29 protein-coding genes are annotated in these 26965 nt (G+C 45.9%); 10 read left to right on the top strand and 19 right to left on the bottom strand.

All coding sequences use genetic code 11. The annotated features are described in order from the left end of the window. Positions 1-65 precede the first annotated feature (65 nt). The 3 genes from R7Z49_RS03200 to R7Z49_RS03210 form a co-directional block, all read right to left on the bottom strand. Positions 66-1745 (bottom strand): RluA family pseudouridine synthase, encoded by a 1680-nt coding sequence (locus R7Z49_RS03200; protein ID WP_047102495.1) that lies wholly within the window; start codon positions 1743-1745, stop codon positions 66-68. A 117-nt stretch (positions 1746-1862) separates the two neighbouring features. After that, the gene (locus R7Z49_RS03205; protein ID WP_047102496.1) at positions 1863-2483 is read right to left on the bottom strand and encodes a DsbA family protein; all 621 of its coding nucleotides are present in this window, start codon (positions 2481-2483) and stop codon (positions 1863-1865) included. Then, positions 2477-3334, bottom strand: a complete 858-nt coding sequence (locus R7Z49_RS03210) for an MBL fold metallo-hydrolase (RefSeq protein WP_169628496.1) — start codon at positions 3332-3334, stop codon at positions 2477-2479. Before R7Z49_RS03210 ends, R7Z49_RS03205 begins: the two co-directional genes overlap by 7 nt. A 126-nt stretch (positions 3335-3460) precedes the next feature. Here R7Z49_RS03210 and R7Z49_RS03215 point away from each other — a divergent pair, with 126 nt between their 5' ends. Further along, entirely contained in the window at positions 3461-4348 is an 888-nt protein-coding gene (locus R7Z49_RS03215; protein ID WP_017633830.1) for a LysR family transcriptional regulator, read from the top strand. Between the two features lie 94 nt (positions 4349-4442). After that, positions 4443-5246 (top strand): Cof-type HAD-IIB family hydrolase, encoded by an 804-nt coding sequence (locus R7Z49_RS03220; RefSeq protein WP_042522338.1) that lies wholly within the window; start codon positions 4443-4445, stop codon positions 5244-5246. Positions 5247-5356: 110 nt separating this feature from the next. On the opposite strand, the gene R7Z49_RS03225 is transcribed toward R7Z49_RS03220, so the two are convergent. The 5 genes from R7Z49_RS03225 to R7Z49_RS03245 form a co-directional block, all read right to left on the bottom strand. After that, on the bottom strand, positions 5357-5746 hold the full coding sequence (locus tag R7Z49_RS03225; RefSeq protein WP_017633832.1) for a hypothetical protein: 390 nt from the start codon (positions 5744-5746) through the stop codon (positions 5357-5359). Positions 5747-5770: 24 nt separating this feature from the next. After that, positions 5771-6868 carry a GGDEF domain-containing protein gene (locus tag R7Z49_RS03230; protein WP_005383270.1) on the bottom strand — a complete coding sequence of 366 codons (1098 nt, stop codon included), beginning with the start codon at positions 6866-6868 and terminating at the stop codon, positions 5771-5773. 5 nt (positions 6869-6873) lie between these two features. Then, the gene (locus R7Z49_RS03235) at positions 6874-7329 is read right to left on the bottom strand and encodes a hypothetical protein (protein WP_005374384.1); all 456 of its coding nucleotides are present in this window, start codon (positions 7327-7329) and stop codon (positions 6874-6876) included. A 444-nt stretch (positions 7330-7773) separates the two neighbouring features. Further along, on the bottom strand, positions 7774-8613 hold the full coding sequence (fghA, locus tag R7Z49_RS03240; RefSeq protein ID WP_318111321.1) for an S-formylglutathione hydrolase: 840 nt from the start codon (positions 8611-8613) through the stop codon (positions 7774-7776). Positions 8614-8675: 62 nt separating this feature from the next. After that, positions 8676-9824, bottom strand: coding sequence for an S-(hydroxymethyl)glutathione dehydrogenase/class III alcohol dehydrogenase (locus tag R7Z49_RS03245; protein ID WP_017633834.1), 1149 nt, complete (start codon positions 9822-9824; stop codon positions 8676-8678). A 293-nt stretch (positions 9825-10117) separates the two neighbouring features. On the opposite strand from R7Z49_RS03245, the gene R7Z49_RS03250 reads away from it, so the two are divergent. After that, a complete protein-coding gene (locus tag R7Z49_RS03250) occupies positions 10118-10924 on the top strand; it encodes an arylamine N-acetyltransferase family protein (protein WP_054576499.1) in 807 nt (268 codons plus the stop codon). An 80-nt stretch (positions 10925-11004) separates the two neighbouring features. Further along, the gene (locus tag R7Z49_RS03255) at positions 11005-11877 is read left to right on the top strand and encodes a LysR family transcriptional regulator (protein ID WP_017633836.1); all 873 of its coding nucleotides are present in this window, start codon (positions 11005-11007) and stop codon (positions 11875-11877) included. Between the two features lie 99 nt (positions 11878-11976). Here R7Z49_RS03255 and R7Z49_RS03260 read toward each other — a convergent pair whose 3' ends face one another. Next, positions 11977-12750 (bottom strand): siderophore-interacting protein, encoded by a 774-nt coding sequence (locus tag R7Z49_RS03260; protein ID WP_053303996.1) that lies wholly within the window; start codon positions 12748-12750, stop codon positions 11977-11979. Between the two features lie 179 nt (positions 12751-12929). After that, complete coding sequence (locus tag R7Z49_RS03265) at positions 12930-13514, bottom strand: LysE family translocator (protein ID WP_005482872.1); 585 nt, start codon at positions 13512-13514, stop codon at positions 12930-12932. Between the two features lie 114 nt (positions 13515-13628). Between R7Z49_RS03265 and R7Z49_RS03270 the strand changes: the two genes are divergently transcribed. Next, entirely contained in the window at positions 13629-14069 is a 441-nt protein-coding gene (locus R7Z49_RS03270) for an Lrp/AsnC family transcriptional regulator (RefSeq protein ID WP_258664164.1), read from the top strand. A 214-nt stretch (positions 14070-14283) separates the two neighbouring features. Next, the gene (locus tag R7Z49_RS03275; RefSeq protein WP_258664165.1) at positions 14284-15462 is read left to right on the top strand and encodes a lytic polysaccharide monooxygenase; all 1179 of its coding nucleotides are present in this window, start codon (positions 14284-14286) and stop codon (positions 15460-15462) included. Positions 15463-15578: 116 nt separating this feature from the next. Here R7Z49_RS03275 and R7Z49_RS03280 read toward each other — a convergent pair whose 3' ends face one another. The 3 genes from R7Z49_RS03280 to R7Z49_RS03290 are packed head-to-tail and all read right to left on the bottom strand — an operon-like array spanning position 15579 to position 17209. Beyond that, positions 15579-16199 (bottom strand): HAD-IB family hydrolase, encoded by a 621-nt coding sequence (locus R7Z49_RS03280; protein ID WP_031778857.1) that lies wholly within the window; start codon positions 16197-16199, stop codon positions 15579-15581. Between the two features lie 38 nt (positions 16200-16237). Further along, positions 16238-16549 (bottom strand): cupin domain-containing protein, encoded by a 312-nt coding sequence (locus R7Z49_RS03285; RefSeq protein WP_005374359.1) that lies wholly within the window; start codon positions 16547-16549, stop codon positions 16238-16240. Positions 16550-16558: 9 nt separating this feature from the next. After that, a complete protein-coding gene (locus R7Z49_RS03290; protein WP_005374358.1) occupies positions 16559-17209 on the bottom strand; it encodes a Qnr family pentapeptide repeat protein in 651 nt (216 codons plus the stop codon). Between the two features lie 495 nt (positions 17210-17704). On the opposite strand from R7Z49_RS03290, the gene ompW reads away from it, so the two are divergent. The 3 genes from ompW to R7Z49_RS03305 all read left to right on the top strand — a co-directional run bounded on the left by ompW (position 17705) and on the right by R7Z49_RS03305 (position 21076). Next, a complete protein-coding gene (gene ompW, locus R7Z49_RS03295) occupies positions 17705-18349 on the top strand; it encodes an outer membrane protein OmpW (protein ID WP_054576497.1) in 645 nt (214 codons plus the stop codon). Between the two features lie 214 nt (positions 18350-18563). After that, positions 18564-19589 carry an HlyD family secretion protein gene (locus R7Z49_RS03300; RefSeq protein ID WP_054576496.1) on the top strand — a complete coding sequence of 342 codons (1026 nt, stop codon included), beginning with the start codon at positions 18564-18566 and terminating at the stop codon, positions 19587-19589. Then, on the top strand, positions 19586-21076 hold the full coding sequence (locus tag R7Z49_RS03305; protein WP_318111326.1) for an MDR family MFS transporter: 1491 nt from the start codon (positions 19586-19588) through the stop codon (positions 21074-21076). The genes R7Z49_RS03300 and R7Z49_RS03305 overlap by 4 nt, the downstream gene beginning before the upstream one ends. A 96-nt stretch (positions 21077-21172) precedes the next feature. Here R7Z49_RS03305 and R7Z49_RS03310 read toward each other — a convergent pair whose 3' ends face one another. Then, positions 21173-21418 carry a Rho-binding antiterminator gene (locus R7Z49_RS03310; RefSeq protein ID WP_054576494.1) on the bottom strand — a complete coding sequence of 82 codons (246 nt, stop codon included), beginning with the start codon at positions 21416-21418 and terminating at the stop codon, positions 21173-21175. A 181-nt stretch (positions 21419-21599) separates the two neighbouring features. Here R7Z49_RS03310 and R7Z49_RS03315 point away from each other — a divergent pair, with 181 nt between their 5' ends. Then, complete coding sequence (locus R7Z49_RS03315) at positions 21600-22736, top strand: MBL fold metallo-hydrolase (RefSeq protein WP_054576493.1); 1137 nt, start codon at positions 21600-21602, stop codon at positions 22734-22736. A 77-nt stretch (positions 22737-22813) separates the two neighbouring features. Here the strand turns inward: R7Z49_RS03315 and R7Z49_RS03320 are convergent, their stop codons facing one another. The 5 genes from R7Z49_RS03320 to R7Z49_RS03340 all read right to left on the bottom strand — a co-directional run bounded on the left by R7Z49_RS03320 (position 22814) and on the right by R7Z49_RS03340 (position 26847). Beyond that, positions 22814-23239 carry a VOC family protein gene (locus R7Z49_RS03320; protein WP_017634369.1) on the bottom strand — a complete coding sequence of 142 codons (426 nt, stop codon included), beginning with the start codon at positions 23237-23239 and terminating at the stop codon, positions 22814-22816. 175 nt (positions 23240-23414) lie between these two features. Beyond that, a complete protein-coding gene (locus R7Z49_RS03325) occupies positions 23415-23900 on the bottom strand; it encodes a VOC family protein (RefSeq protein WP_005374344.1) in 486 nt (161 codons plus the stop codon). 139 nt (positions 23901-24039) lie between these two features. Further along, positions 24040-24369 carry a DUF4144 domain-containing protein gene (locus R7Z49_RS03330; RefSeq protein WP_033907198.1) on the bottom strand — a complete coding sequence of 110 codons (330 nt, stop codon included), beginning with the start codon at positions 24367-24369 and terminating at the stop codon, positions 24040-24042. Between the two features lie 24 nt (positions 24370-24393). Next, complete coding sequence (locus R7Z49_RS03335) at positions 24394-24930, bottom strand: DUF924 family protein (protein WP_054576492.1); 537 nt, start codon at positions 24928-24930, stop codon at positions 24394-24396. Between the two features lie 69 nt (positions 24931-24999). Further along, positions 25000-26847 (bottom strand): M3 family metallopeptidase, encoded by a 1848-nt coding sequence (locus tag R7Z49_RS03340; protein WP_054576491.1) that lies wholly within the window; start codon positions 26845-26847, stop codon positions 25000-25002. Between the last annotated feature and the right edge of the window lie 118 nt (positions 26848-26965).

Raw genomic sequence — 26965 nt, forward strand, 5'->3', positions numbered from 1 at the left:
GTTGTTAGAAACCAAAAAAGGCACTGTTAGTCAGTGCCTTTTTGTTATTTAAAATCGGGAAGACGTTAGAATTCGCACTCAGCTTTGAACACCATGCGCTCTTTGCTGTATGGATGATCCAGCTCTAGCATCTCAGCATGCAGGTGTAAGCGGTTGGCTTTTTCGCCGTATAAACCATCACCAACCATCGGCATGTTTAACCCCATGTGATGAGCACTGTGTACACGTAGTTGGTGAGTACGCCCGGTTTTCGGATACATGTATACCTTGCTGCGCCCATCTTTGACTTCAATCAGTTGCCAGTAGGTTTCTGCATGTTTCCCGTGTTCAAAACACACCAGTTGACGTGGGCGGTCGTCTGGGTCACCACGCATTGGCAGTGAAATTTCCCCTTCAGGCTCGTTTAATACGCCTTCGAGCAGTGCCATATAACGTTTTTGTACGCCGCGAGCCATAAACTGTTTTTGCAGACTTTTGTTCGCGCGCTTAGTTAAGGCAAGCACCAAAATGCCAGAGGTCGCCATGTCGAGACGATGAATCACAAACGGCCCTTCCACATCAGGGTACATCGCTTGTAGGCGCGTATAAGCAGAGTCCTTGATAGTTTTACCAGGCACTGAAAGTAAGCCCGAGGGCTTGTTGACGACGACCATAGCGTCGTCTTGGTAGATTATCTCTAGTTCTTTGTCTTCTGCCCAATTCTCCGCCAATGGATTAGGTTCGACATCCAGCCCTTGCATCATATGGCCCAAAATCGGCTGACATTTGCTGTTGCACGATGGGTAGAATTTTTTGTGTTGGCGAACTTCAGACTTTGGCGACACACCCCACCAAAATTCTGCCAGCGCCAGCGGTTTGAATCCGTGTTTAAACGCGTATTGAAGCAGTTTTGGCGCAGCACATTCCCCCGCACCTGCTGGTGGAACTGGGTTTGTGGTGTCCGCAAAAATGTCCACCAAGTCGCGTGTTTTGCCATGGTTGTTTAGAAAGCGGTATTGTTTATGCAATTTGTGCTGCAAAGCGTTGGAGAGCGTTTTGCGCTGCTCTTTCAGGTGAGCAAGTTGCTGCTCTAACTCAGCCAAGCGCGCTTCTTTGATTGCAAGCTTTTCATCCCACGCTTGCTTTAAGTATTTGAGAACGTTTTTCTCGGCGACACTTTGCTTACCCAACTCATCCAATAAGATTTTGAGGTCATCGGCATTGAGTGTTTGCTCGCCCTGTTGACGCTGTCGTTTGCGTGCGGCGCGGCCGTCAATCATCACTTGGCGCTGTGTTTGCTCTTCTTGTTGATAAGCGGCTCGGTCGGCTTGTATTTGCGCTTTAAGATCTGCCAATTCCGGATTCGCGGCACAGGTTTTGTACTCCGCATTGGCGGCGTTGATGGCATCCGTTTCTGCGCGGAAGAAACCTTCATCGGTCAGCATGTCATACACAGGAGGGACAAACCCTGGAATCAAGTTTTGGTCAGCAATTTTGCCAGAAAACGCACTTAAAAATCCGAGTTCGCCTTGAGGGTTTTCTACCAGCAATACGCCAAACATTTTGCCTCGCCCCGTTTCTTCATTAACCAAACCAAAATCGTGTTCGAAGTCGGTTTGCGCTAATAAGTGCTGTTGCAATTGCTTTGCGGCCATAACGCAAAGAGGATGCGGCGTGTAGTAGAACGGAAACGTAAACTGCGTTGGCAATTCATAGCCAGAAATATCAGCAGTAAAACGAGTAAAACAATGTTCAGGCGAGTGCATGGTGGGTATCCGCGCGAGTAAAAAATCGAGCGAGGATTGTACCTGTTTGAGTCAGGATTGCCATGTCGGTGTTGGCACTCGCTCTTGGATTAAGAACAAGAGCGAGTGGGGAAGAGCTTATTGCAGTTTTTGTAATGCAAGCTTCCACTGTGCCGGTTTGTCGTAGTAGGTCGAGTGCGGCAAGGTCAAGTACTCGCCATTTACTTCTGCAATCAGGGTTGGATAACCACCAACGTGTAACTGTCGCATCAATTGTCGGCTAGAGCGAATTCTCTCATCTAGTTCGGCTTCGCTTAACGCCATGTTTTGCTCCCACGCATCACTTGTTAAACCTAGCGATTCTGCAATGGCTTTGAGCGTCGATGCTTCATTCACTTTTAACCCGAGCTGATAATGCGCAGATTGGATGGCCTTTAGCATGTGCCATGGATTCAGCCCCATTTTCTCCGCACTCAAGATCGCTTGTGTGGGTAGATAAGAATCAAGAACAAACGCATCTTCGCTTTTCACGCGTTGCAGATATGCTTCACCAAACGTTGCTCCGGTTTCGGTTGCGATACGAGCGTCACTGTTGATGATGTGCTGACGAAATTCAGGTTCAATCGCGCGTTTCTCAATCATACCGCCGGGATGAAGCTCTACCTTAAATTGAGAGGTGTCCATCAAGGCTTCGATGAGTGGTGATGCCCCGTAGCACCAACCACACATGGGATCGAAGAAGTAATGCACGGTTACCATGACATTTCACCAGTATGCACTTTCGCACCGATTTCTAGCGCGATTGGCAATTGAGCTTCTGGGTATTTCGCAGACATGGTGTCAATGAGTTGAACGCTGTTATTGCTGTGTTTTTTCGCTTGCTGAAAATCCTGCAAGTATTGTTGCGAGTAGCGAATGGTGTCTGCGTTCAGCTTTGTGCCTGCTTTCATGTGACCAGGAATGACCACTTGAGGTTTAAGCGCAAGCATCTCGCTAAGTTGCTGCTCCCAAGCATTGATGGCGGTCTGGTCAGCGGCATCTGCCATCCACAAATGTACGTTTGAGTACACGGCTACGTTACCTAGAATCGCTTTGTTATCTGGAATCCATAGGTAAGGGCGGTGTGCTGATGTGCCATGGTTACCACGAATTTCAATCTTATGACCTTCTAGCTCCAATGATGCTTTATCGTACGCGACAGGGATCACTGGTTTTACCGGTGCGTTTGCGCCAAGCTTTGGTCCCCAGTACGCCAGCTTTCCAGCCAATTTCTCTTTAATAATTTTTTGAACCGCAGGCGTTGTGATGATCTGCGCATCAGGGAACTGTTGGTGTAAGGCCTCTGCGCCAAAGTAGTAGTCTGGGTCCGCTTGGCTGATAAAAATGGTTTTAAGCGTTTTGCCTGAGTCCAGCACTTTAGCGGCAATGCGCATCGCGTCAGCTTTGGTGAAGCCAGTGTCGATAACCATGGCGTCAGTCTCACCGTATACCAAGGTTGAGTTTACGTGGAAGCTGTTACCGTCGGCGTTGTAAACCTCAAGAGTAAGGGGAGAGGCTAGGACAGGGCTTGCCATTAAAATGGATGCAGCAATCAAAGTTAATTTTTTCATAATAAGCTCCTAAAGAATTTGGGGCCAAGCGACCATGGCTTGGGAACGGGAGCTATATTAGGAAATTGATACGCTCGGAAAAATACACAATAATGTGCATCACTATTTCTTATTTCGATCAAATGTATGGATAGAGTAACGGCAGCAAAAGTGTTTGTGGATGTGGTGTATTCTGGCAGTTTTACCGCGACCGCAGAGCGGTTAGACATGTCTCGGCCAATGGTGACTCGTTATGTAGAGGCGATGGAGAACTGGCTGCAAACTCGTTTGTTACACCGCACCACGCGCAAGGTGTCCCTCACCACCGCAGGGGAGCGCAGCTTGCCTCAGATTGAGCGCTGGTTAAAACAGGCCGATACATTAACGTCGAACATTGCCGTTGATGGTGAGCTGTCCGGAAAAATCCGTCTTGCGTCTAGTACTTCATTTGGATTCTCACAGTTGATCCCCGTAGTAAACAGTTTTATGCAAAAGCACCCCAAAGTGTATATCGACATAGATCTGCAAGATTCAGTGAGTGATCTAACCGAACAACGCATCGATCTGGCGATCCGAATTGCGTCAGATCCCGATCCTTCTTTGATTGGTAAGCCGATTGCGGTGTGCGAATCGGTGTTGGTAGCATCACCGCAATATTTACAAACTCACCACGCGATCGCGCATCCGCGAGATTTATCTTCACACGACTGTTTGGGATACAAAAACTTTGAGCGTCACGTGTGGCATTTGTCTCAGGGCGACCAGTTCGAATCGGTGGGAATTGAGTGTCGCCTAACCAGCAATGAGGCCACGGCGTTATTGCATGGCGCTTTACAAGGCATGGGTATTTCGATGTTGCCAACTTACTTGAGCAATATCTATCTCAAATCGGGTCAGCTTGAGTCGGTGTTGCCGGATTGGAAGCCAAATGATCTCAACATTTACGCGCTGTATTCATCACGTAAACACTTGTCTCCTGCGGTGAGAGCTTTCATCGATCACAGTGAAGATTACTTTAAACAGCACCCTTGGTGAATGCGAAAAGCGTCGTCATCCCGACTTGAGATTCATACAAGATCCTGTACCTTACATGGATATATTTTCGCAGCATCATTTAGAGTTTTCGTTAATGTCACAAGTTTGCATCAAATTTATTGCTTCCGATATGGATGGCACATTGCTTGACCAGTACGGTCGTTTGGATCCAGAGTTTTTCGATCTGTTTTTGCAACTGGAAGAGCAAGGCATTTTGTTCTCCGCTGCGTCTGGTCGTCAGTATTACAGCCTGCGAGACACGTTCGCGCCAATCAAAGACAGACTGTTGTATGTGGCTGAAAACGGCACCTTGGTGATGTACCAAGACAAAGAGCTCTACAGTTGTACCATTCCTAAAGCGGAAGTGTTGGAGATTGTGAAAGCGGCTCGTGAGATTGACGGGGCGAACATCGTATTGTGTGGCAAGCGCTCGGCGTACATCGAAACGCATGATCAGCAATCGCTGGAAGAATTTCAAAAGTACTACCACCGCTGTGAATATGTGCCGGATTTGCTTGAGGTCGAAGACGAGTTTATTAAGGTAGCAATTTGTCACTTTGACGGTTCGGAAGAGCTCCTGTTTCCGACCATGAACGCTAAGTTTGGCGCAACGCATAAAGTCGTGGTGAGTGCAAAAATCTGGCTGGATGTGATGAATGCCGAGGCCTCTAAAGGTGCGGCCATTCAGCATCTTCAAGAGACGATGAATTTTACTCCGGCAGAAACCATGACGTTTGGTGATTACCTCAATGACCTCGAAATGCTGCAAGTCAGTGAGCATTCGTACGCGGTTGCCAACGCGCACGAAGAGATTAAGAAAATTGCTCGTTATTCTGCGCCAAGCAACCAAGAGGCTGGGGTACTCAAAGTGATTAAAGAGAAAGTGTTAGCGAAGTAACGCTCATTTATTCGATGTTATTTTCTTCTTCACGTAAAAAGCCCCGCAGTGTATGCGGGGCTTTGTTTTTTTTTGTGTGTGTGGTGGGAGGGGGTAGTAATGTTCCCGTTTTAGCGTACGTACTTGGCGGTTGCGCTGACTAAAAAGTGTTGCAATTTCCCGTCTGATTTTGGCACCCACAAGTCGTTATGATAATGGTAAATACGGCCATTGATGGTCACAGACAAGGTATTATCACCCGTTTGCTCCATGCGAATAAACTGATCCGAAGTGACCAAAAACGGCTCTTGCTCTTCAATGCTCTGGCCCGTTGCCAATACGAAGTAGCCGAATCGGTTGCCAGCATCCGGATCGGTTGAGTAGATTCGATGTCCAACGAGGCTGTAGTCGTCGTTGAGTGCCTGCTCAAGCGTTTTTTGCCCGATGGTTTCGTGCGATGGAATAAATACCCAAGCCAACACACCTGCCGCAATGACTGCCAGTAGAAGCAGTACTTGCATGAACTTTCTCATCATATATACCGTTTAACGTTGAAATTTCATTTTGTACATGCGCTTATCCGCTATGCTGATAAGAAAGTCAACATTGTCACTGTCTTTAGGGTATTGCGCTAAGCCCATGCTTGTTGAAAGTGTTGAGACTTTATCGGAGTTTAATATTTGTGCATCAAAGACGGTATTTATCTGCTCACGTACGTTCTCTTCATTGAGATGTTCACCTTCAAGGATAACCGCGAACTCATCTCCTCCCATGCGATAAACAGTAAAATCATTGAGTGCCATAGAATTAAGCCGCCTAGCGATTTCCCGCAGTACAGTGTCGCCAACTTGGTGTCCGTGTGTGTCGTTGACTTCTTTAAAACCATTTAAATCTAGAATCCAGAGAGAAAAGGGCCTTTTTTCTTGAGTAAATTTGTTTAGGGTTATGAATAGTGCATTGCGGTTCCCTAGGTTCGTCAAAGGGTCGCTTAGCGCCAATTTTCTATGAAAATGGGATTCACGATAAAAGAAATAAGTTAGAGAGATAATCGACAAAACGAACGTCGCAAACAACATATATTGTGCTTGCATTAAGCGCTGGGTTTGACCTTTTTGTGCTTCATAAGCTTTACTGCTTAGACGGAAGTTTTGATTAACGAAGTCTATTAAGCCTAAATATAGTGTTTGAGTTGAACGATAAAATGCAGCAGCAGCTTGGCTGTCACCTGTTCTAGCTTCTACTAGTTGTTTTTCTAGCTCTTTGAACTCTTCAAAAAGATTAATGAAGTAAAGGTGCATGTTGTTCCGAGAAAAGAACTTATTGGCTTTCGTGCTACTGGTCAATAAGTCAAAGCGACTCCACGCTAACTCGTATTGAAGCTCTGCACCATCAATATTCAATACGTTTTCATCTAACCGTCTGGCCTCGCCGACAAGTTCTGATAGTTCTTTGGAGAGTTGGAATAAAAACCAAGTCGCTTGTTTTTGTTCGTTATTAAAATTTTGTGAGAGTGAACGTGTTTGCTGTAAAAGCACGACATTCGCGAGGAGCAAAGAAACGGCAAACACCACCAGCAGCATTTTGCTGGTGGTAGAATATTGCAATATTCTTTGTTTCTTAGAATAGGGTTCTGATAACTTCATTCTTATTATTTTTCTTTTATTTCATTTACTTGCCATACCATTTGCGCATGATATTTATTGTAGTTTAGCTCTGGATAGAGATTGAGTGGATATATCACCCAGAAAGGGCCTTTATTCCTGACTTTTATGTAATTCTGATCTTGTTGATAAGCCAGTATTGGTTGATATCGAAGAATATCTTGTCGGGACAATGTCGAGTGATAGTCGTTTAAGCTGCTGATATCAACCTGCTCTGGTACCTTTCCGTAGACGTGTGTAAGAAGCGTGCTGAGTTTAACGCCTAAAAACTCTGACGAAGCAGGAAGCCAAGGCAATGTCATCGTGTAGCTAGTGGTAGGTAAAGCTTGGATCTCTTCCAGTTCCAGTATGACACTAGGCTGCTGGCTACTACTAAATACGATCGTATTTGCAGACAAGAATGGCGCAACAAAAAACAGACCTAGCGCGACTATCTTTTTCATCATATGCCCTTTTGAGTTTTATTCTTTTTTCTTAGCTAGGACAAAGGTGCTAGCGGTAATTTATTTATAATTATAGAGCCAACCGGATGAGATTTTATAATACGTTATGTTTCAAAAATAACTGTCGGTTTACGTCACGTCAAGGTTATTAAGTTGCTTCTTAATTAAAAGCTCAGAGTATTGGGATGATGGTAGAGTTTCGTAATGATTTCGCGGTATTTAATTGGTTTTTAGTGCAACTTTGTGTCATTTTTAATAAAGGTACTGTGTCGGAAATGAGAATTTAATAAGGCGAGAAATGGATGTCGAATTTGCTCTTAAGTTACATTATTTTACATATTTAAATCATCGATATTCAGATATGTATTTGTTAGTACGTAAAGAAAATAAAGTCACCTAGTTTTGGTGACTTTATTTTTTATTTCATGAGCTTACTTAAATTAACTATGCAAACAAATATTTTGCATGGAAGTTGAGGTGCTCTTCAATAAAGCTTGAGATGAAGTAATAGCTATGGTCATAGCCTGGTTGCATTCTCAAGGTTAGGTTTGAATCGTGTATTTTTGCCGCAGCAATCAGCGCTTCCGGTCTAAGCTGCTCATTTAAGAAGCCATCAGCATCACCTTGATCAACCAAAATTGGTAATGGTGATTGTTGTTGTTTTAGAAGTTCACTTGCATCGTATTGCTTCCAGCTTTCAAGCTCCTTGCCTAAGTAAGCAGTAAAGGCTTTTTGTCCCCAAAGGCATTGCATTGGGTTACTGATTGGACTGAACGCTGAAATAGAACGGTACTGTTCTGAATTTTTCAGACCAATGGTGAGCGCTCCGTGGCCGCCCATACTGTGACCGGAAATTGACTTCACGTCAGAGACTGGGAAGTTACTTTCGATGATCGCAGGCAACTCCTCAGTCACATAGTCGTACATACAGTAATGCAGTGACCAAGGTGCTTGCGTCGCATTAAGGTAAAAGCCAGCTCCTTTTCCTAGGTCATAGCTTTCGTCGTCAGCGATACCTTCGCCTCTCGGACTTGTGTCTGGTGCAATGATCGCAATGCCAAGCTCGGCCGCCATACGAAATGCGCCCGCTTTCTGCATAAAGTTCTCATCGGTACACGTTAAACCAGAGAGCCAGTATAGCGCGGGTACGGGATTTGATTTCGTTGCGTTAGGTGGCAAGAATATCGCGAAGCGCATGGTGCAGTTTAGGGCATTGGATTCGTGTGTATATTGCTTGTGCCAACCGCCAAACACTTTGGCTTGGCTTACATTTTCAATGGTCATGAATAAACTCTCTAATTAGCAGAAGGAATTCAGGCTCCCCAAAAGGAGAGCCTGAGGCAGCATTATTGATCCATATGGATAACTGTTCGGATGCTCTTACCTTCATGCATCAGATCAAACGCTTTGTTGACGTCTGCTAATCCCATTGTGTGGGTAATGAACTCCTGTAAGCCGAATTCACCAGCCATGTAACGGTTTACGATTTCTGGAAGCTCAGAGCGACCTTTAACGCCACCGAAAGCGCTGCCACGCCATACACGACCAGTTACCAGTTGGAATGGACGAGTTGAGATCTCTTGACCTGCACCAGCAACACCAATGATGACTGACTCACCCCAACCTTTGTGACAGCACTCAAGTGCTTGGCGCATCACGTTTACGTTACCGATACATTCGAATGAGTAGTCAACACCACCGTCTGTCATTTCAACAATCACTTCTTGAATTGGCTTGTCGAATTTTTGTGGGTTGATTACGTCAGTTGCACCAAGTTGTTTCGCTAGGTCGAATTTGCTTTCGTTGATGTCTACACCGATGATGCGGCTGGCACCAGCCATGCGAGCACCGATGATTGCAGAAAGACCGATACCGCCGAGACCAAAGATTGCCACTGTGTCGCCTTTTTCAACTTTAGCTGTGTTTAATACCGCACCCATACCAGTGGTTACGCCACAACCTAGAAGACAAACTTCTTCAAGTGGTGCTTCTTTGTTTACTTTCGCTAGTGAGATTTCTGGAAGAACCGTGTACTCAGAGAAAGTAGAACAACCCATGTAGTGGAAGATAGTTTCGCCGTTGATAGAGAATCGGCTTGTGCCATCTGGCATTAGGCCTTTACCTTGCGTTTCACGAACGGCCTGACATAGGTTCGTTTTGCCAGATTTACAGAACTTACACTCACCACATTCAGCAGTGTAAAGTGGGATAACGTGGTCGCCAACTTCAACGCTTGTTACGCCTTCGCCAACCATTTCAACGATACCGCCACCTTCGTGACCAAGGATTGAAGGGAAGATACCTTCTGGATCGTCACCTGATAGTGTGAATGCGTCAGTGTGACAAACACCAGTTGCTACGATGCGTACTAGCACTTCGCCGGCTTTTGGAAGTTGTACATCAACTTCTTCCATTTTAAGCGGCTCACCTGCAGCCCAAGCGACCATTGCTTTTGATTTTATGTGAGTTTGACCAGGTTTGATTTCAAGCGACATTGGATGTTTCCTTTATATTTTCAGTATATGGAGTGACGTAATAAGCGTAGTTAAGGTTTGCTTACCGCGCTTCGTCGTTTTGTTGGTGCTCATTTTAGGTGTTTCAGTAAAAATGATAATCCGTCCATTTTGAAAATGATTTTTACATATGCGTAATAATGATAAGGTGAGCGTGTAAAAAGAGTGCGATGCCTCCTTAAAGCGGAAGGGAAATGGAAAAGGTGATTGACCTGAAGTTAGATAGAGGGGCTAAAGTAGAAAACTGTCAAACCATCAGCTAAGTAAGAGTGATTATGAATAAGACGGATCTGAGTGCCTATTTAACCAAGCTAGGCTTGCCTAGTGAATTGCCCGCCGATTTGGAGTCATTGCACAGAATTCACGTGGCGCAGCATCGTTGCCTGCCGTTTGAGAATTTTGACATCGCATTGCAGCGAGGCGTCTCTGTTGAGATTGAAGATATTATTCAAAAAACCGTGTACCACTCTCGCGGTGGTTACTGCTTTGAATTAAATGGTTTAATGCTTGATGTGCTCAACACTCTTGGGTTTGAAGCGCGAAGTTTGCTAGGGCGTGTACATGTGTCTGGTACACCAACAGGTCGTAGTCATCAAATCACGTTAGTGACGTTAGAGGAACAAACATGGATTGTCGATGTGGGTTTTGGCTCCAATACCCCTCGAGCGCCATTGCCATTTATCCTTGACCAAGTGATTCAGACGGATTTACAAACCTTCCGTTTTGTCAAAGATGCTCAGTTTGGTTATTTCCTCCAAGTGCTTTCAACCGATGGAACGGACACGTGGAACAATCTATACAGCTTTGACCTAGAGTTTGTGTTTGCTGGTGACATTGCATGTAGCAACTTCTTTACCTCGACTTCGCCTAATTCGCGTTTTACTAGCGCAAGAGTCGCTGCTAGAGCGACAGAAAGTGGGTTGGTGACGCTGCTTAACTACACACTCAGATGCACCAATCATGAAGCGCTAACAGAAATAGAGCTAGAGCCAGGTCAAACCTACCTGGATGCGTTGAAAGAATATTTTGGCATTGAGCTTGATGCGCAATACGACGATCTTCGTCCGTTACCTGACGCGTAAAGTTTTCCAGTTTTCAAAGCGTAGCGCGACGAGAACAATGTAATCACTATTTGTCTAGAAGAGGTCGACAGGAATACAGCATGGCGAATTGGGAAGGAGTCAGCGAGTTTGTTGCCGTAGCGGAAACTAACAGCTTTACAGCTGCCGCGGCTAAACTGAAAACGTCAGTGGCACAAATCAGTCGCCGCGTATCGGCACTTGAAGAGCGTCTTGCGGTCAAGTTACTGCATCGCACGACGCGAAAAGTTTCTCTGTCTGAAGCTGGACAGCTTTATTATCAGCAGTGCAAACATTTGGTCGAAGGGCTAGAACTGGCCGAGCTTGCTGTAACACAAATGCAGACCGAACCGCGAGGTTTGCTGCGTGTGACAGCGCCTGTGACCTATGGGGAAATGAACCTCGCGCCGCTCTTGCATCAGTTTTTGGAGAAGTACCCGCGTGTGGACCTCGATTTAGTTCTGACCAATCAAAAACTGGATTTGATAGAGCAAGGGGTAGACGTGGCGATTCGTCTTGGCCGCCTGCAAGATTCCAGCATGATCGCAAAGCGTCTTTCGTCGCGTCAAAATTACGTGTGTGCTAGCCCTATGTATTTGGAGCGATTTGGCGAGCCTCACACATTATCCGAACTGGCTCGACATCAGTGCCTAGTTGGTTCGGTCGATTATTGGCATTTTAAGGAAAATAAACGCGATAAGTCTTTGCGTGTGTCGGGGAGGATTAAATGCAATAGTGGTTTTGCGCTAATGGGCGCCGCCAAACGTGGTTTGGGTTTAGTGCAGTTGCCGGACTATTACGTTCAAGAAGCCCTAGATAACGGTGAGCTAGTCGAGGTGCTGACCGATTACCGAGACGACCGTGAAGGCATTTGGGCACTGTATCCACAAAGCCGAAATTTATCGCCCAAAGTGAGGTTGTTGATCGACTTTTTAGCGCAGGAACTAGCGGATTAGAGTTTTCAATAACTTTAATACAACTGAAATCGCTAAAACGCCCGGTGATGCCGGGCGTTTTTATTAGGATGAGAGCTGGAATCGAAAAGACATGAACCGCTATTGGTTGGATTCCGCGTCTTCACGTTTAATCACTTTGTGCCCATCTTCAGACACGCCTTGCTTCCAATAGCTGCTGATGTAGATGTTCTCGCGATCGACTTCTTTCTCATTGCGGAAATATTGGCGCAGCGCGCGCATTGAATCGAACTCACACGCACACCATACCGAAGCGTTACCGTCTAACCACTCGAGTTCGCGAACGCTATCAGCCAAGGTTTGCTGTTCAGTTAGCCAAATCAACTCCATACCGGCTGGCGTGTTTAGGGGTTGAATGTCGGCTGGAGACATCACGCTGATCACAGCGTAGCCTTTGGCCTCTTCTGGCAGCGTACGAATTTTCGCAGAAAGTGCTGGAAGTGCTGTCATATCGGCAGCCATGAAGAACCAATCCGCCTCAGTATTTAAGTTGGAGATGCTACCTGGCCCAACAATGCTGATCGTGTCGCCTTTTTGCGCGGCCATTGCCCAACGCGCTGCAAATCCGCATTGCAGATCTTGCGTTACGTGTCGGACGAAATCCACTTCGATTGAACTGGTTTCTGGATGAAAGCGTCGAATAGTGTAGGTGCGCATGATTGGTCGGTCGTCTTCTGACAGGATGCTCAGATCCGCGCCGCCCATATCGTTAAACAGTAATTTGATGTAACTGCCTTCGCAGTCACGAGGAAAGTGGCTCAGCGCCTCACCTTGCAAGGTAATGCGCTGCATGTTTGGAGTGATGGTTTCTGTGTCTGTGACAACAAGCGTTTTAGGTTGAGGCTTCTTTTTCATTGTTACTTTACTCGATAATTATTCTCTTTCTCATTTAAAGATTATCAAGTTCCCTAACAAGAGGGTAGCGTCTTTAAACAAATTTACACTGTGAATTAACGCCAAAGCCTCAAGAAAAATATTACCTCTATCCTTTCTCTAACCACGTAAAGTGAGTCGTTTTTTAACCATAAATGGACTTATATCATTGGAATCGTAGACAAAAGCAACAGCGCAGCCATGCTGTAGTTGAACCCCTTAACGCGTTTATCGGTGGTCAACCAACGCTGCAATTGCATACCTGCCGCCGTCCAAAATGTCACCGATGGCAAGTTAGCTAAACAGAAGATACCGGCGATAAAAGTCAGTTCGAGCCAAGAACCGCCACTGGTGTATACCGTAATGGCCGTCAACGCCATCGACCAACCTTTTGGGTTCACCCATTGGAATGCGACAGCCCCTAAAAAAGACATCGGGCGAAAATCGTGTTTTGCTTCGGTTTTGTCGCTGGTGGCGATTTTGTACGTCAAGTACAGCAAATAACTCAAGCTCAATACTTTCAAAATGGAGTGGGTTAGCGGGTAGGCATGGAACAGGCTCATCAAGCCAATACCCACCAAAATTAGCATGGCACCAAAGCCGAAGGTAATGCCCAACATGTGTGGGATAGTGCGTTTAAAGCCGACATTTGCCCCTGAGGTCATCAACATAATGTTATTGGGACCCGGCGTAAAAGTGGAGACAAAAGCGAACAACGCCAAAGCACCCAGTTGATGATATTCCATAGATTGTTCCTTGAATCAGTTCTCGATAAGTTGAGAACAACTATAAGTAGAACTGAGGTCAATATTGTGCTTTTATTTGATGATTAGAAACTAAATAAGCAATGAAACATCATCATGGATAGATTTGACGAAAGAATATTGCAAGTGCTCAAACGAGATGGAAGAACCTCCAATGTAGAGCTGTCGGAACGCGTTGGTTTATCTCCATCTGCAACCTTACGCCGAGTGCAAGATTTAGAGCGTAAAGGCGTGATCAAAGGCTACCGAGCAGTACTGGATAATCAGCAACTTGGCGTGGGTTTTGTCGCTTATGTGTCGATTGGTTTGGCCTCGCACTCTAAGCAGGCGCAGCTGGGTTTCGAAGAGCATGTGCGTTTTGTAAACGAGGTGGTGGAATGTCACAACATTACGGGATCTAACGAATATCTCATACGCGTAGAGACGCAAGATCTCGCCGCTTATAAAGCGTTCCATGCTGATGTGTTGGGTGAGTGCGAACACGTCAAGTCGATCACAACCATGGTGGTGATGGACACACCAAAAGACGAGCGATAGCCAAACGAGAGTGACAGTTTTTGTGGCACATGAATTTGAAGTGACTCGAAAGAGTCAGTCGAGTATGAGATAAGTACACAACAAATGCTGGAAAGCAGATGGCACTCTTACAATTTCCACCTTTATTCTCACCTTCGAAATAATCTCATCCTGCTAGTTTTGCTTAAACCGCTTGTGTTCATGAGCGGCGAGTCAGCAAATTTAAGGATGAACGATGAAATCACATGTAACACTTCCTCTTTTGAGCTTAAGCGCTGTTGCCGCATTGAGCTCATTTAACGTCAACGCCCACGGCTGGGTAGAATTTCCAAGTGCTCGTCAGAATACGTGTTATTTAGACGGTGGTTTTTGGACCAATGAGATCCCCAACCAAGCGTGTAAAGCGGCTTTTGAAGAATCTGGTGCTTACCCGTTTGTGCAACGCAGTGAAATTGCAGCAAACGTACCAAATTACCGAGATATGGAGCATGTTAAAGCCTTAGTCCGTGACGGCGAACTGTGTTCTGCCGGCGATGCCGCTAAGAAAGGTTTGAACATTCCTTCTCCAAACTGGCAGCGCACCAATGTTACGCCAGATGCAAACAACCAGATTGAATTGGTGTTTTACGGCAAGGCGCCGCACAACCCATCGTACTGGGAATTCTATCTCACCAAGCCGACTTATGATGATTCAAAACCGCTTACTTGGAGTGATTTAGAGCTGATCGACACCGCAGGTGACGTGTATGTTGATGCGGAAAAACGCTACCGTATTCAGGTGACTTTCCCTGCTGATCGTTCCGGCGATGCAGTGCTTTATACTCGTTGGCAGCGCATTGATGTGGCTGGTGAAGGTTTCTACAACTGTAGTGACATTACGTTAAACGGAACAGGTACGACGCCGCCGACTGACCCCGTTGATCCAACCGAACCGGGCAATAATCTGACATCTCTAGGCTACTTTGTTCAGCAAGGTTTCGGACCAGTAGAAGCGGGTGACACCATTCGTTTCCGTACGTTTAATGCGACAGGTAATGAAATTGTCGATATTTCACTACCAATCAGTGCAAACAATACGGCGACTTGGGCGGCAGAAATTGCTGATCAATTTAACGCGCAGCAAACGGGCGATTGGTATGTGGGTATTTGGCATCAAGAGATGAATCACTACATGTTCGACAGTAACAACGTGAATGCGAATCAAGTATTAGCGCCAAGTGCAGACTTCAGTTATGCGTTGTCACTGCTCAAAGCGGATGTCACGCCACCAGTTGAACCAACCAATTTGTGGGACAAGACAGCCGTTTACAACCAAGGTGATGTGGTGACGCACAACGGCAAAGAATGGACTGCCCAGTGGTGGACGTCTGGTGAGGAACCTGGCACAACGGGTCAATGGGGTGTATGGCGTTAAGCCATTTATTCTGGCTCTGAACAATAAAACCCTTCTCATGTGAGAAGGGTTTGTTTTTTCAGTCTAAAACCACCACTTTGGTCGAGTGGTTGTCTTGAAAATCAGAGCACATATCGTTATTCGCTTGCTCTCCACTCGTTCCAGTTGAGCATCGCGTAGTCTGCCAGTTTGAGCATCGGAATGTCTTCGTGCGTATCACCGTAGGCATAAACAGACGCAAATTCGTCGAGCGAAAACGTGGCCCTAACGCGCGAGACTTTTTTTTCTAAACTGCAATCACCTTGCTGGTAAAAGCCACTCAGTTTTGGCTGTTCTGAGATCAGTTCACTGCACAGCAAGTGGTAACCGTTCGCTTCACACCAAGGCTTGAGATACGCATTGAGTGATGCCGACACCACCACAATGGTATCGCCTCTGTGCTGATGCCACGCCAACCTTTCCATCGCTTCTGGCCGTAAGTACAGCGGGATCACTTCGTGGGCAAACTGAGCGCCAATCGCTTCAATTTTCTGCGTTTCTTTCCCTGAAAATGCAATAAAACTGCTGAGAGGACGCATAACACGAGCGGGTAACACTCCGAGTTTGTACAGCGCATAAAATGGCATGATAGCGACCTTTCCCACTCGTTTGCGCAGGCCATAAGCAGAATAGTGGAGGAAAAGGCTAAACATATCCTCTCGGGTGATGGTGCCATCAAAATCAAACAGTGCCAGTGACGGCTTAGTAGTATCGAGCAAACTCAGCGCCTATTTTTTGGTTTAAGATCGTTTTGTGTTTATTGATAAAACACCGCCAACCAGATGGTTTCTTGCGTTGGGTCAGTCCAGCTCACTTTGTGTTTGGTATGAGCTGGAATCGTAACGTGATCGCCTGCCTCAAGTCGTTGCACGACACCTGATTCAAAAGTCAGCTCACCTGCTCCTTTAAGAACCAAGACCCATTCATGTTCTTCTTGATCGTACCAGCCACTTTCGGGAGAGGTTTGCCCCGTTGAGAGAATGCGTTCTATACGCAGGTTTTTGTGGGTCAGCAGGTCTTCGAACACTTCCTCGTCGAGGTTATTCGGTAAGTCTTTAAACAGGTTCATGGCCTTTCCTTAGAGAATGATCAGTCCAAAAGGCGCAAGCAATTGCTCTTGTTGCCAATCACAAATTTTAACACCAAACAGAGAAACGCGGCGAACATCCAGCCCGTCTAGTTCGACATGAGTCAGATCACACTGCTCAACGTTAAAGGTTCCCCATTGTTCTGGCGAGAATTCGCAGCGAGATAAATCCGAGCCTTTGAGAGTTGCCCCTGCGAGGTTCGCACCGTTCCAACGGTTTTCAAAGAGGTCACATTTTTCTAGTAACACTCGCTCGAAGTTACAGTAGGTGAGGTTGCAGCCAGTAATAAAAGCAGAACAGAAAAACATGGTGTTACTGACGCGATTAGCAAAGTTCGCACCTTGGAAGTTTGCCCCTTTGAGATCGCACTTACGTAGCTCCAAGCCCATACAATTTGCGCCGTTAAACAGGCTCATCGCCAACATGCAGTTCGTAAAGCTAGCGTCTTTTAAGTTCGCGAAGCGAAAACTACACCCTTCTAGCGCTTTGGATTCGATAAAGCGACAGTCGATGAACTTAGCATCGCGCAGATCGGCATGGTCGAAACAGCACATATAAAAGTGGCAGTTTTTAAAGGTAGCATTCTGAAAATCGTGATGAGAAAAGTTTTCTCGTTCAAAAATGAGATCGGTTTTTAACATGTCTTCTCCTTAGTTGCGAGCAGACTAGCACTCCAAGTGACTGATTTTCCAGAAAAATAACTTCTTGTATTTCAGTGTTTTACAAACCCCTCAAATCGCGATTTTAAGGGGTCAAACGAGCTTTTTAAGTGGGTTGTTTTTTGAAAATAGAAGACGTAGAGGGCGAAAAAAGTTTTTGCTGGCTACGAGCCTTAACGAGAGGATTCGCATTTATGGGTATGCATGGCAACTCACACGCACAGTTTGCATTACAGAATTGTATCCTATTTGCATAATTTGTTGATCAATATGGCGTTTCTCCATACAAAAAACCTATATTTTTCACAAATTGATTTCCATCAAAATAGTAGGGTTTCTATGTGCTAGATTGCGCACAGCTCAAAAAGATATAGATACCCGTGTGCTTCAAGGCGCTGAGTTTACTTGAAATCTCAGATCAGTTAGCAGGCACCCCTTTGGGTACGACATAACGAAGCCCTACGAAAGGAAATAAAAATGAAAAAAACAATCTGCAGTCTAGCAGTGGTTGCTGCACTCGTGTCACCAAGTGTTTTCGCTCATAAACAAGGTGACTTCGTTCTTCGTGTTGGTGCGGCGTCTGTCGTTCCAAATGACAGCAGTGATAAGATTCTTGGTTCTCAAGAAGAGTTAGAAGTTGACTCAAATACGCAGCTTGGTTTGACGTTTGGCTACATGTTTACAGACAACATCAGTTTAGAGCTTCTAGCAGCAACACCATTCAGCCACGATATTTCAACAGACTTGTTAGGTCTTGGTGATATCGCGGACACCAAACACCTTCCACCAACGCTTATGGTGCAGTACTACTTTGGCGAGCCACAAAGTAAGTTCCGTCCATACGTGGGTGCAGGTCTCAACTACACCATGTTCTTTGATGAGGGCTTCAATAGCACGGGTAAAGGCGCTGGTCTTTCAGATCTTAAGTTGGATGATTCATTCGGTCTAGCAGCGAATATTGGTGTGGATTACATGATCAACGATCAATGGTTCCTCAACGCCGCTGCGTGGTACGCAAACATTGAGACAGAAGCAACTTATAAAGCAGGTGGAGTGAAGCAAAAAACCGACGTCAAAATTAACCCTTGGGTATTTATGATCAGCGGCGGTTACAAGTTCTAAGAAAAACCAGTAGTTACACGCACATTACTATTATTGGCATGACTTTGGGGGCGGTTACGGGGACTGCCCCTCTTTTTTATCCTCGTTTTGATTGCACATCATTTACTCCACTTAGCAACATGCAAAATTGGATCTTTACCTTGCAGATCATTTTATTGTCGGAAGATCGAAAAGTCCTACACTGATCACATAATTGAACAAGTGGACAATATAAATGAGCGACGACATCGCAAAGCATTCTTCCTCCAGATCTAAGCTGGTAAAAACTCTTTTCTTTACTCTCTGTGTTATCGCATTTGGTGCGATGTATTGGTCTTGGCAGTATTCAGACAGTCACCCAAGCACGGAAGATGCCTACGTTAGGGCAAAAATTTTGTCGGTAGCGCCTCAGGTAAAAGGCCAAGTGGTTTCTGTGGATGTTAAAGATTTCCAATCTGTTAATAAAGGTGACCTACTGCTGAAGATAGATTCACGCCCATATTTGTTGGCCGTGAAGCAAGCAAAAGCGGCATACCAATTGGCGGTCCAGCAACATGACGTTGCCGATAAGCAGGTAACTGAAGCTGTTGCGGGCTTAGATGCGGCGCGCTCTAACCTGACAGAAGCGCAAGTAGAGTACAAACGTACGGATTCCCTAGTGAAACGCAAACTGGCGTCGGACCAAGATTTAGATACGGCAAAAAACAAACTCGCCAATGCCCAAGCGAGCCTGGAGCAAGCGCGCGCAACGGTAGAAAAAGCCATTGCGAACCGTGGTGAAGAAGGCGTAGAGGCTGCGGTCGTTCAACAAGCGGCAGCACAGTTAGCGCAAGCGGAGCTGAACTTGAGCTACACCGACATTACGTCACCAGTGGATGGCATTGCCGGTGAAATCAATACGCACGTAGGCTCGGTCGTTAGCGTGGGTCAAACGTTGTTCCCTGTGATTTTAAAAGACAGCTATTGGGTACGCGCGAACTTTAAAGAAACCGATCTTACTCATATTAAACCTGGCATGCATGCGGATGTGGTGATTGATATGTACCCAGACGTGGTGTGGAAAGCAACGGTAGAACAACTATCGCCTGCGAGTGGTACATCGTTCTCCTTGATGCCACCAGAAAACGCAACGGGTAACTGGGTTAAAATCAAACAGCGTTTCCCTGTACGTTTGGCATTAGAAGTACCGGCCGATGCGCCGCAACTTCGCGTGGGTGCGAGCTCAGAAGTCACCATTGATTTGCAAAGTAGCGTGCAATGAGCCATCAAATTACGGCAGACAAACGGGGGATTGCCACCGTCGCCGTGATGCTTTCTGCCATCATGGTGTTAATCGATATGACCGTTGCGAACGTGTCGCTATCGCACATGATGGGCGCGTTGGGCGCAACGGCAGACCAAATTACGTGGGTGTTGACGGGTTACAGCATGGCGGAAGCGATCTTCATTCCGATGACCAGTTTCTGGGTGTCGCGTTTTGGTGAACGCAAAGTCATGTTGGTTGCTGTGATCGGTTTTGTGATTGCCAGTGCGCTTTGTGGGCAAGCACAGTCTCTTGAAGAGATGGTGCTATTTCGCATTATCCAAGGCGCTTTCGGCGCGTCGGTGATTCCATTGGCGCAGTCGACGTTAGTGCAGATTTATCCGTATGAGCAAAAAGGCAAAGCGATGGCGATTTTCTCCATCGGCATTTTGCTTGGTCCTATTTTGGGCCCAGTTGTGGGTGGTGTGATCACCGACAACATTAACTGGCGCTGGATTTTTTACATCAACTTGCCATTCGGTTTGATCTGTACCTCTTTGATTTATCGCTATATCCACATCGACAACAAATCCAAACCTAACTTTGACTGGTGGATCATCGGTTACATGGCGTTAGGTGTGGGCGCGTTGCAGTTTGTGTTGGATAAAGGGAATGAAGAAGACTGGCTCGACTCACGCATGATTCAGACGGCGATATTGCTCGCAGTCATGGGATTGGTGATGTGGATCTATCGCAGTTGGAAAACCAAAAGTCCAATAGCGCCATTGTGGCTGCTGAAAGACCGAAACCTTATGGTCTCGTCATTGATGATTGCCGTGGTGTCGATGGCGATGTTTGGCCTGACGACTCAACAACCAATGCTGTTGGAAAGCTTGCTGGATTATCCGGTCTCAACCACTGGTTTATTAATGGCACCGCGTGGGTTGGCGTCAGCGGCGATGTTGATTTTGGTGATTAAGCTCAATCCGCAATTCGATTCCAGAATCAAAATAGTCTTTGGCTTGAGCTGCATCGGGATTGGTAGCTATTTGATGACGCAGTACTCACTGCAGATCGATACATTTTGGATTGTGATGCCGAGTATGATTCAGGGGATGGGGCTTGGTTTAACCTTCTCGACGCTATCCACCTTGGCGTATTTAACGATTCCGAAAGAGCAATCTGTTGCGGCGGCGAGTATTTACAATCTGTTCCGTACCATTGGTAGCTCGTTTGGTATTTCTATCGCCACCACGTTCCAATATCGTGATAGTCAGCAGCAATGGCATGCGCTGGGAGAGGGTATTAATCCTTATAATCCTAACTTGCATGACTGGGCGGCCAATCAGGGGCTTTCTATTACCGACCCGGTTGCGTTAGACCAATACCAACAGATGTTGCAGCAGCAATCGCAAATGGTCGCGTTTGTGCACACCTTCCAGCTTGTGGGAGTGATGTTCGTGATCATGATGCCGATGCTGGTTTTCATTCGGTCGCGTGAATAACATGAAGTTCCGGTGAATAGTGTAAGAGAACGCCTCTCAAGTTGTGTCAGCTTGAGAGGCGTTTTTTATTGGACAGTGCCAGTGAAAGAAGGACGTTTACTCTAATGTCACTTCGTCAAAATGCGGATTGGTTTTGAGCGCGCGCATTGCGACTAATTGTTCAGTCGGGAAGGCGGTGTGCTCACCATCCATATCTAAAAACAAGCACTCTTGTCGCTGCATGTCGTAGCCTGTGTCGAACGCGTTGCCCTGATGAGTTTCACCATTTTTTAGTGTGATCTCGATAGGGAGCTTAAACATACAGGCGATTTCAATAAAATCGTATTGGCTGCAAGTCACCATAGCTTTCTCCTTTCAAACCGACGCAGTATTCAGAAGGTTTGAGAACCGCTTCCTTAATATAGAAAACGTTTGATTGAAACTGAATCTTCATCTTACACCTCATTTTGGTCACGAAATAGACATACACGCACGTTTTAATAAACCTACTGTTGAGCGTTCGCAAGCGAGACAAAACTACGATATGTCTGAAACGATACTTAAGCGCACATACCTAACGAGTGAACAAAAGACACAAAAGCCAAGTTCACTGATTTCCCCTCAAACCTACCATGCGCAGTTGGCGCACCGTGTTCACCACTCGCCTCAATTTGAAAACGGCCGCGTTAAAAACGAGATGCCAAATATCCCTAGCCCGCAATCATTCTGGCAGGTGTGTTGGAGCTATCTTGGTGGTAGAACGCCATTGAGTCCTAACGAACATCTGCCACATTTCCCAATTCAACCTACGCAGTTTGCGCAGAGAAGTGAATCGATGCGCGTTACTTGGCTGGGCCATTCCACCATGCTGGTGGAGGTCGATGGCATTCGAATTCTGACTGATCCGGTATTTGATTACGCTTCTCCGTTCATCGCAAAAGCGTGGTTTGAACGCAATATTCCCAATACCCATGCCAGAGATTGTTTGCCGATTCCTGAAATTATCGTGATTTCGCACGATCATTACGACCATTTAGAAGCATCGACCATACGTTTCTACGCCGATAAACCCGTGACTTTTTATGTACCCTTAGGGGTTGGCAAGCATCTGATAAAGTGGGGCGTTTGCGCAGACAACATCGTGGAATTCGATTGGTGGGATAGCGTGCACTATGCCGGAATCGAACTGATTTGTACGCCTGCTAACCATAATTCGGGTCGTACTTATTTCGATAAAAACTCGACCCTGTGGGCTTCTTGGGTCATCAAAGGCAAAGAAGAGACGCTCTATTTTAGTGGCGATTCAGCTTACGATTCGCACTTTTCCGAGATCGCACTGCGATGTGGACCAATCGACATTGCCTGTTTGGAAGTGGCTGCTGATGTGAAAGGCCAAGGTTATCCGGTCGAAAACTGGGGGCACATGCAGGCTCATCATACCGTGCAAGCGTTTCGCGATTTAAATGCGAAAAAACTGTTGCCCGTGCATTGGGCTACATACGAGCTATTTACTCACCGCTGGGACGAACCGATTTTAGATTTGCTTACCCATTGTCAAAAAGAACATATAACGCTGCTGACGCCAATGCCGGGGGAGAGTTTTTACGTTCATCAAGAACATATAAATAAACAATGGTGGCGAGAAAAAGAAATAGGTGAGCCAGATATAATTTTGACTTAATAATATGTTCTTACTTCAATAATTATTTTAGAAGTTAACCTTGTTATTTTCAGAATATAACAAGGTTTTTTACTCGCTTACTCATCAATCACTTGAGGTTTTAACTCGACGACATTTCCTTCCGGATCATGTATATAGAGTGATCTACCGAACCCTTGTGCGCCATACCGCTTCGCAAACTCTTCGGTTTCAATGCCGCGCGCACGCAGATATTCCAGTAATTCATCCTCGGAAAAAGGCGCCAATTGCAGGCAAAAATGGTCAATATTACGACCATTTTGAACTGGTGGCTTACCGCCGAGTTGACCCAATTCGCTGTCTACCGTCACTACATCAATCAATGCGTTACCTGCCCTAAGTTGAGTTAAACCAAGTTCCGTTACTTCGCGTTCGACAGGGCAGCCCAAAATGTCTCGATAGAAATGCAACATAGCATCGAGGTTACAGGTCCTTAAAACAACATGATCAAGCGCTTTGATGGCGATTGGATTTTTGGTGGGCATGCTTCACTCCTTTTTGCATTGTGTTGAGGTAAGTATAAAGTGACCTTAAAAGTGGTGAGAGAAATGATCAAATTCCAGATGTTTTTTTGCTAGAGCGAGTGCAGAAACACTGCAACTCAAAGCAAACAAAAAAAGGCTAGCGTATTGCTAGCCTTTTGGAATATGGATGGGGCTATTACTCGTAATCAGAAGCGTAAGTTTCTTCGTAAGTGTGTGAGTAAAGCTCGAATAGGTTGCCGAATGGGTCTTCTAGGTAAACCATTTTCGCAGGCTTATTATCGTCTTCTGGGTGGTAACGCATGATGTCCATGCGAACTTTGCCACCTAGTGCTTCGGTGCGTTTGATAGCACCTTCAAAATCGTCTGTCTGCAAACAGAAATGGAAGATACCGATGCGAGAAAAATCCACTTCATGGCGCTCTTGACGCTCTTTCATTTCGAATAACTCAAGGCCGATGCCATCACTTGTCACAAGGTGCGCAATGTTGAAGCCTTTAAAGCCTTCCCCAAAGACCGCAATACACATTCTGCCAATTGCCGTTTCGCGTTCTTCAATTACTTTCGTGTTGCCCATAACGACTTTTAGACCTAGCGCTTGCGTGTAAAACTCAACCGCTTTGTCCATATCTCCGACCATAATACCGACATGATTCATTTTCATTTGTTTGCTCCCAACATGTGTGTTTGAACGTTGTCTTGTTTCGATGTGGGACAGTATATGGCGTGATATTAATTACATGAAATTATCATAAATTATAAAAATAATAATTTTATTTAATGATGTGGGTGTTGGGATTGAGTTAGTGAGCTAAGGCCTCAACAGCTTGCCTCACCGAGGTGAAATGAATCTTGATAATGCACCGTTGCGCGAGGCTGAATTCATGCGATTGGATTAATGACGTAACCTCTTCTACGGACAGCGTTCGTTCTTTTGGGTGTAAAAGAGTGGTGTTCGAACCATTGTTTTTCAATTCGAACGTGTTGCCATTTGAGTCAATAACGTAATCATCTTGCCCAAAAATGAGGGCTTCGCATTCAGAGTCTAAGTCGGACTGGGAATGCGTGTAGATCAGCTCATCGTCGCCGTCTAGTTTTAGCAAGCATGGCCAGCATACTGCGTGGTCTCTCATGGTTAACTCATTATTCATTGTTATTTAGAAACTTGACCCAGGTTGTTGCAAAAACGCTAACTCTTCGGGAGTGCTCTTTCTTCCCAGTATCGCATTGCGATGAGGATAGCGCCCAAACTGGTCGATGATGGCTTTGTGTTTTAGCTCAAAATCGTAGTTATTTTCAAGCCCTGATGCGCGGAACAATTTTTCAGCTTCGACATGAATGAGGCGAGATTCGCTGTGCATAAACGGCATGTACAAAAAACTTAGCTGCTCAGGCGCTAATTCTTTGTCGTGACCTAACCGAATTGCCTCTTGAGCCAATGCTAATGCGAGTGGGTCTTGTGCAAACGCTTTTGGGGTGTTGCGATACACATTACGTGAAAACTGGTCGAGGACGATGATTTCGGCCAATCGCCCTTGTGCGCTGTCACGCCAATTAAACAGTTCACAACGAGCGGCTTGTTCTAATATCGAGGCAAATCGCGATGTAATACGCTTGTCCAGTTCTGGGTTGTTTTCAAACCAATTTTGGGGCGATAGCTCCTCGAACCAAAATTTGATGACTTCTTGGTACATGGATCTTCCTTCCTATTGCATTAGCTAAAGAATAAAAAGCCAGAAGGCGAGCTCCTGGCTTTCTGTGTTTTATCGACCGTAAGTCTCTACGATGTAACGTTCAAAATCGTCACACATTTGTTCGTCAGAGATGGTGTTGCTTGCCAGCTCTTTACTGCCGTCGACGACTTTAATCGCGGCGTTCAGTGAAGCGACTGATGCTCGCTCTCGCGTCGCAAGTGAGTCGATTTTCTTCTGCTGCACTTCCCATGCCTGTTCTGGTGACAGGTTACACACGTCTGCAAGGTATTTGGCATTGAAGCCTTCGCCAGTCAGGCTGACAATGGTTTCGTTGTGCGACAAGTGATTGCCTGCGTGCCAGTAGTGTTTTGCCAGCAGTGGGCCAATTTCTGGGTTATCCGTCAGGTAACCAAACTTCTCAAGGAAGTATGCACGGGTCTGATACACCGCCATGTGCGCGAGTAGATAACCTTGATACGCACAAGCTGCTTCGTCGGATAGCAAATGTGGAATCGCCATCAGTGGGCGAGGGCTGCATTCCAAACCAAGGATCTGTTTTTCACAATCGCGAGCTAGCTTAGTGATGCGCTCTGGCGTTAACTCGTCATCGCTCAGTTGATACAACGCGCGCTCAAAATATGGCACAACCAAGATGCTACGTTCTTCATAAGCTTTGAATGGCTGACGGCTGTTGATCATTGCTTGAATAATCTCATCAGGAACAGAATTCCCTTCATCATCCAGTGCGTACTGTTTTAGCCAATCGGCATCGGTTAACAGGCTATCACAGAACATCGACTGAGTTTCTGCATAAGCCATTGACGTCGGCGAAAACTCCTGCGAGAAACAAGGCGCGTTCATTTTTACGTTCGCAAAGTGTGCTGCGTGGCCGCCTTCGTGGAACAGCGTGTTAATGCCATCGTAGCCACTGCCCACTTGGTCTGGTTTGGCATTACTGGTGAAGTTCACCTGTGCTGCGACCCATTCGCCTTGATTATAGAAAGAAGGGATAGGGCCGTGGCAGAACCCGTTCGGGTACTTACCTTTGCGATCTAGTAAATCCAGCGTTAGCGTCGCGCCAGAGTAATCAATATTTAGGCGACCAAATGATTCTACCCAGCGTCTCAGAGATTTTGAGAACGGCACGTATGGGTCAAGGTCACGCATAACGTTACCCGCGAATGAGTAAACAAAGTTGTAGCCTGCTAGTGCGCTTGCGCCTTTCTCTTTCGCCAAGTTTTCTAAGCTGTTTAGGTGCGCATCTCGCGTGCGTTGTTCGAAATCTTCCAAAATCTCGAATAGCTGCTCAGTGCTCATCTTTTCCGTTTTTTGCACGGAGTAATCAAAGAAAGTCGCATAACCCAGTGAGCGAGCGAACTGGTTGCGCAGTTTGATCAGTTCAATAAAGCCGTTTTGCAGTAGCCATTGTTCAAGGTTCAGCAACGCTTGATGAGCCGATTGGCGAACTTCTTCATGATTGCTGGTGCGAATGGTTGAGCTTAATACTGGAAGTGAACCTTCTACTTGCTCGCCGTTCTCATCGGTAAATGTTTGTACGTGGTTCTGTTTTTTCTCGAAGAGCTCAGCTTCAAAGGCAATGAGCTGATTTTTCAACGCTTGTGCTTTTTCGCCCTCGATAGCGTGAGATTCAAACATCGCCAGCCAACCAGATAGACCCGTAATGGTTTGTTGTTTCTCTTGTGGGTCGGTAATTGAGTCCGCGGCTTCAAGCTGTTGTTTGATGGCGGTAATTTGCTCGGCGTTGCTTAAAAAGCTTGTCCATGCCGTTTGTGCTTGCGTCGAGCCATCATGGTCATCGCTGATCCCCATGTAAGTTTCCCAAAAGAAATCTTCTTTGGTGCGGTGAATCGCAAGGTAACGTTGATTGAGGTCGTTGAGATAATCCGTTGCGGTCATTTTGATCCTTCAAATGGTTTCGTTATGTAGACAGTTGATTATTGCACGCTTGGTCGCGAGAAAGGAACGCTAATCTCATATGTCGATTTTGCATCGCGTAAAGGTGATTTTACTATTT

Origin of the sequence: Vibrio sp. 1562 (assembly GCF_033340155.1) — a bacterium.
GTDB classification, from domain to species: Bacteria; Pseudomonadota; Gammaproteobacteria; order Enterobacterales; family Vibrionaceae; genus Vibrio; species Vibrio alginolyticus.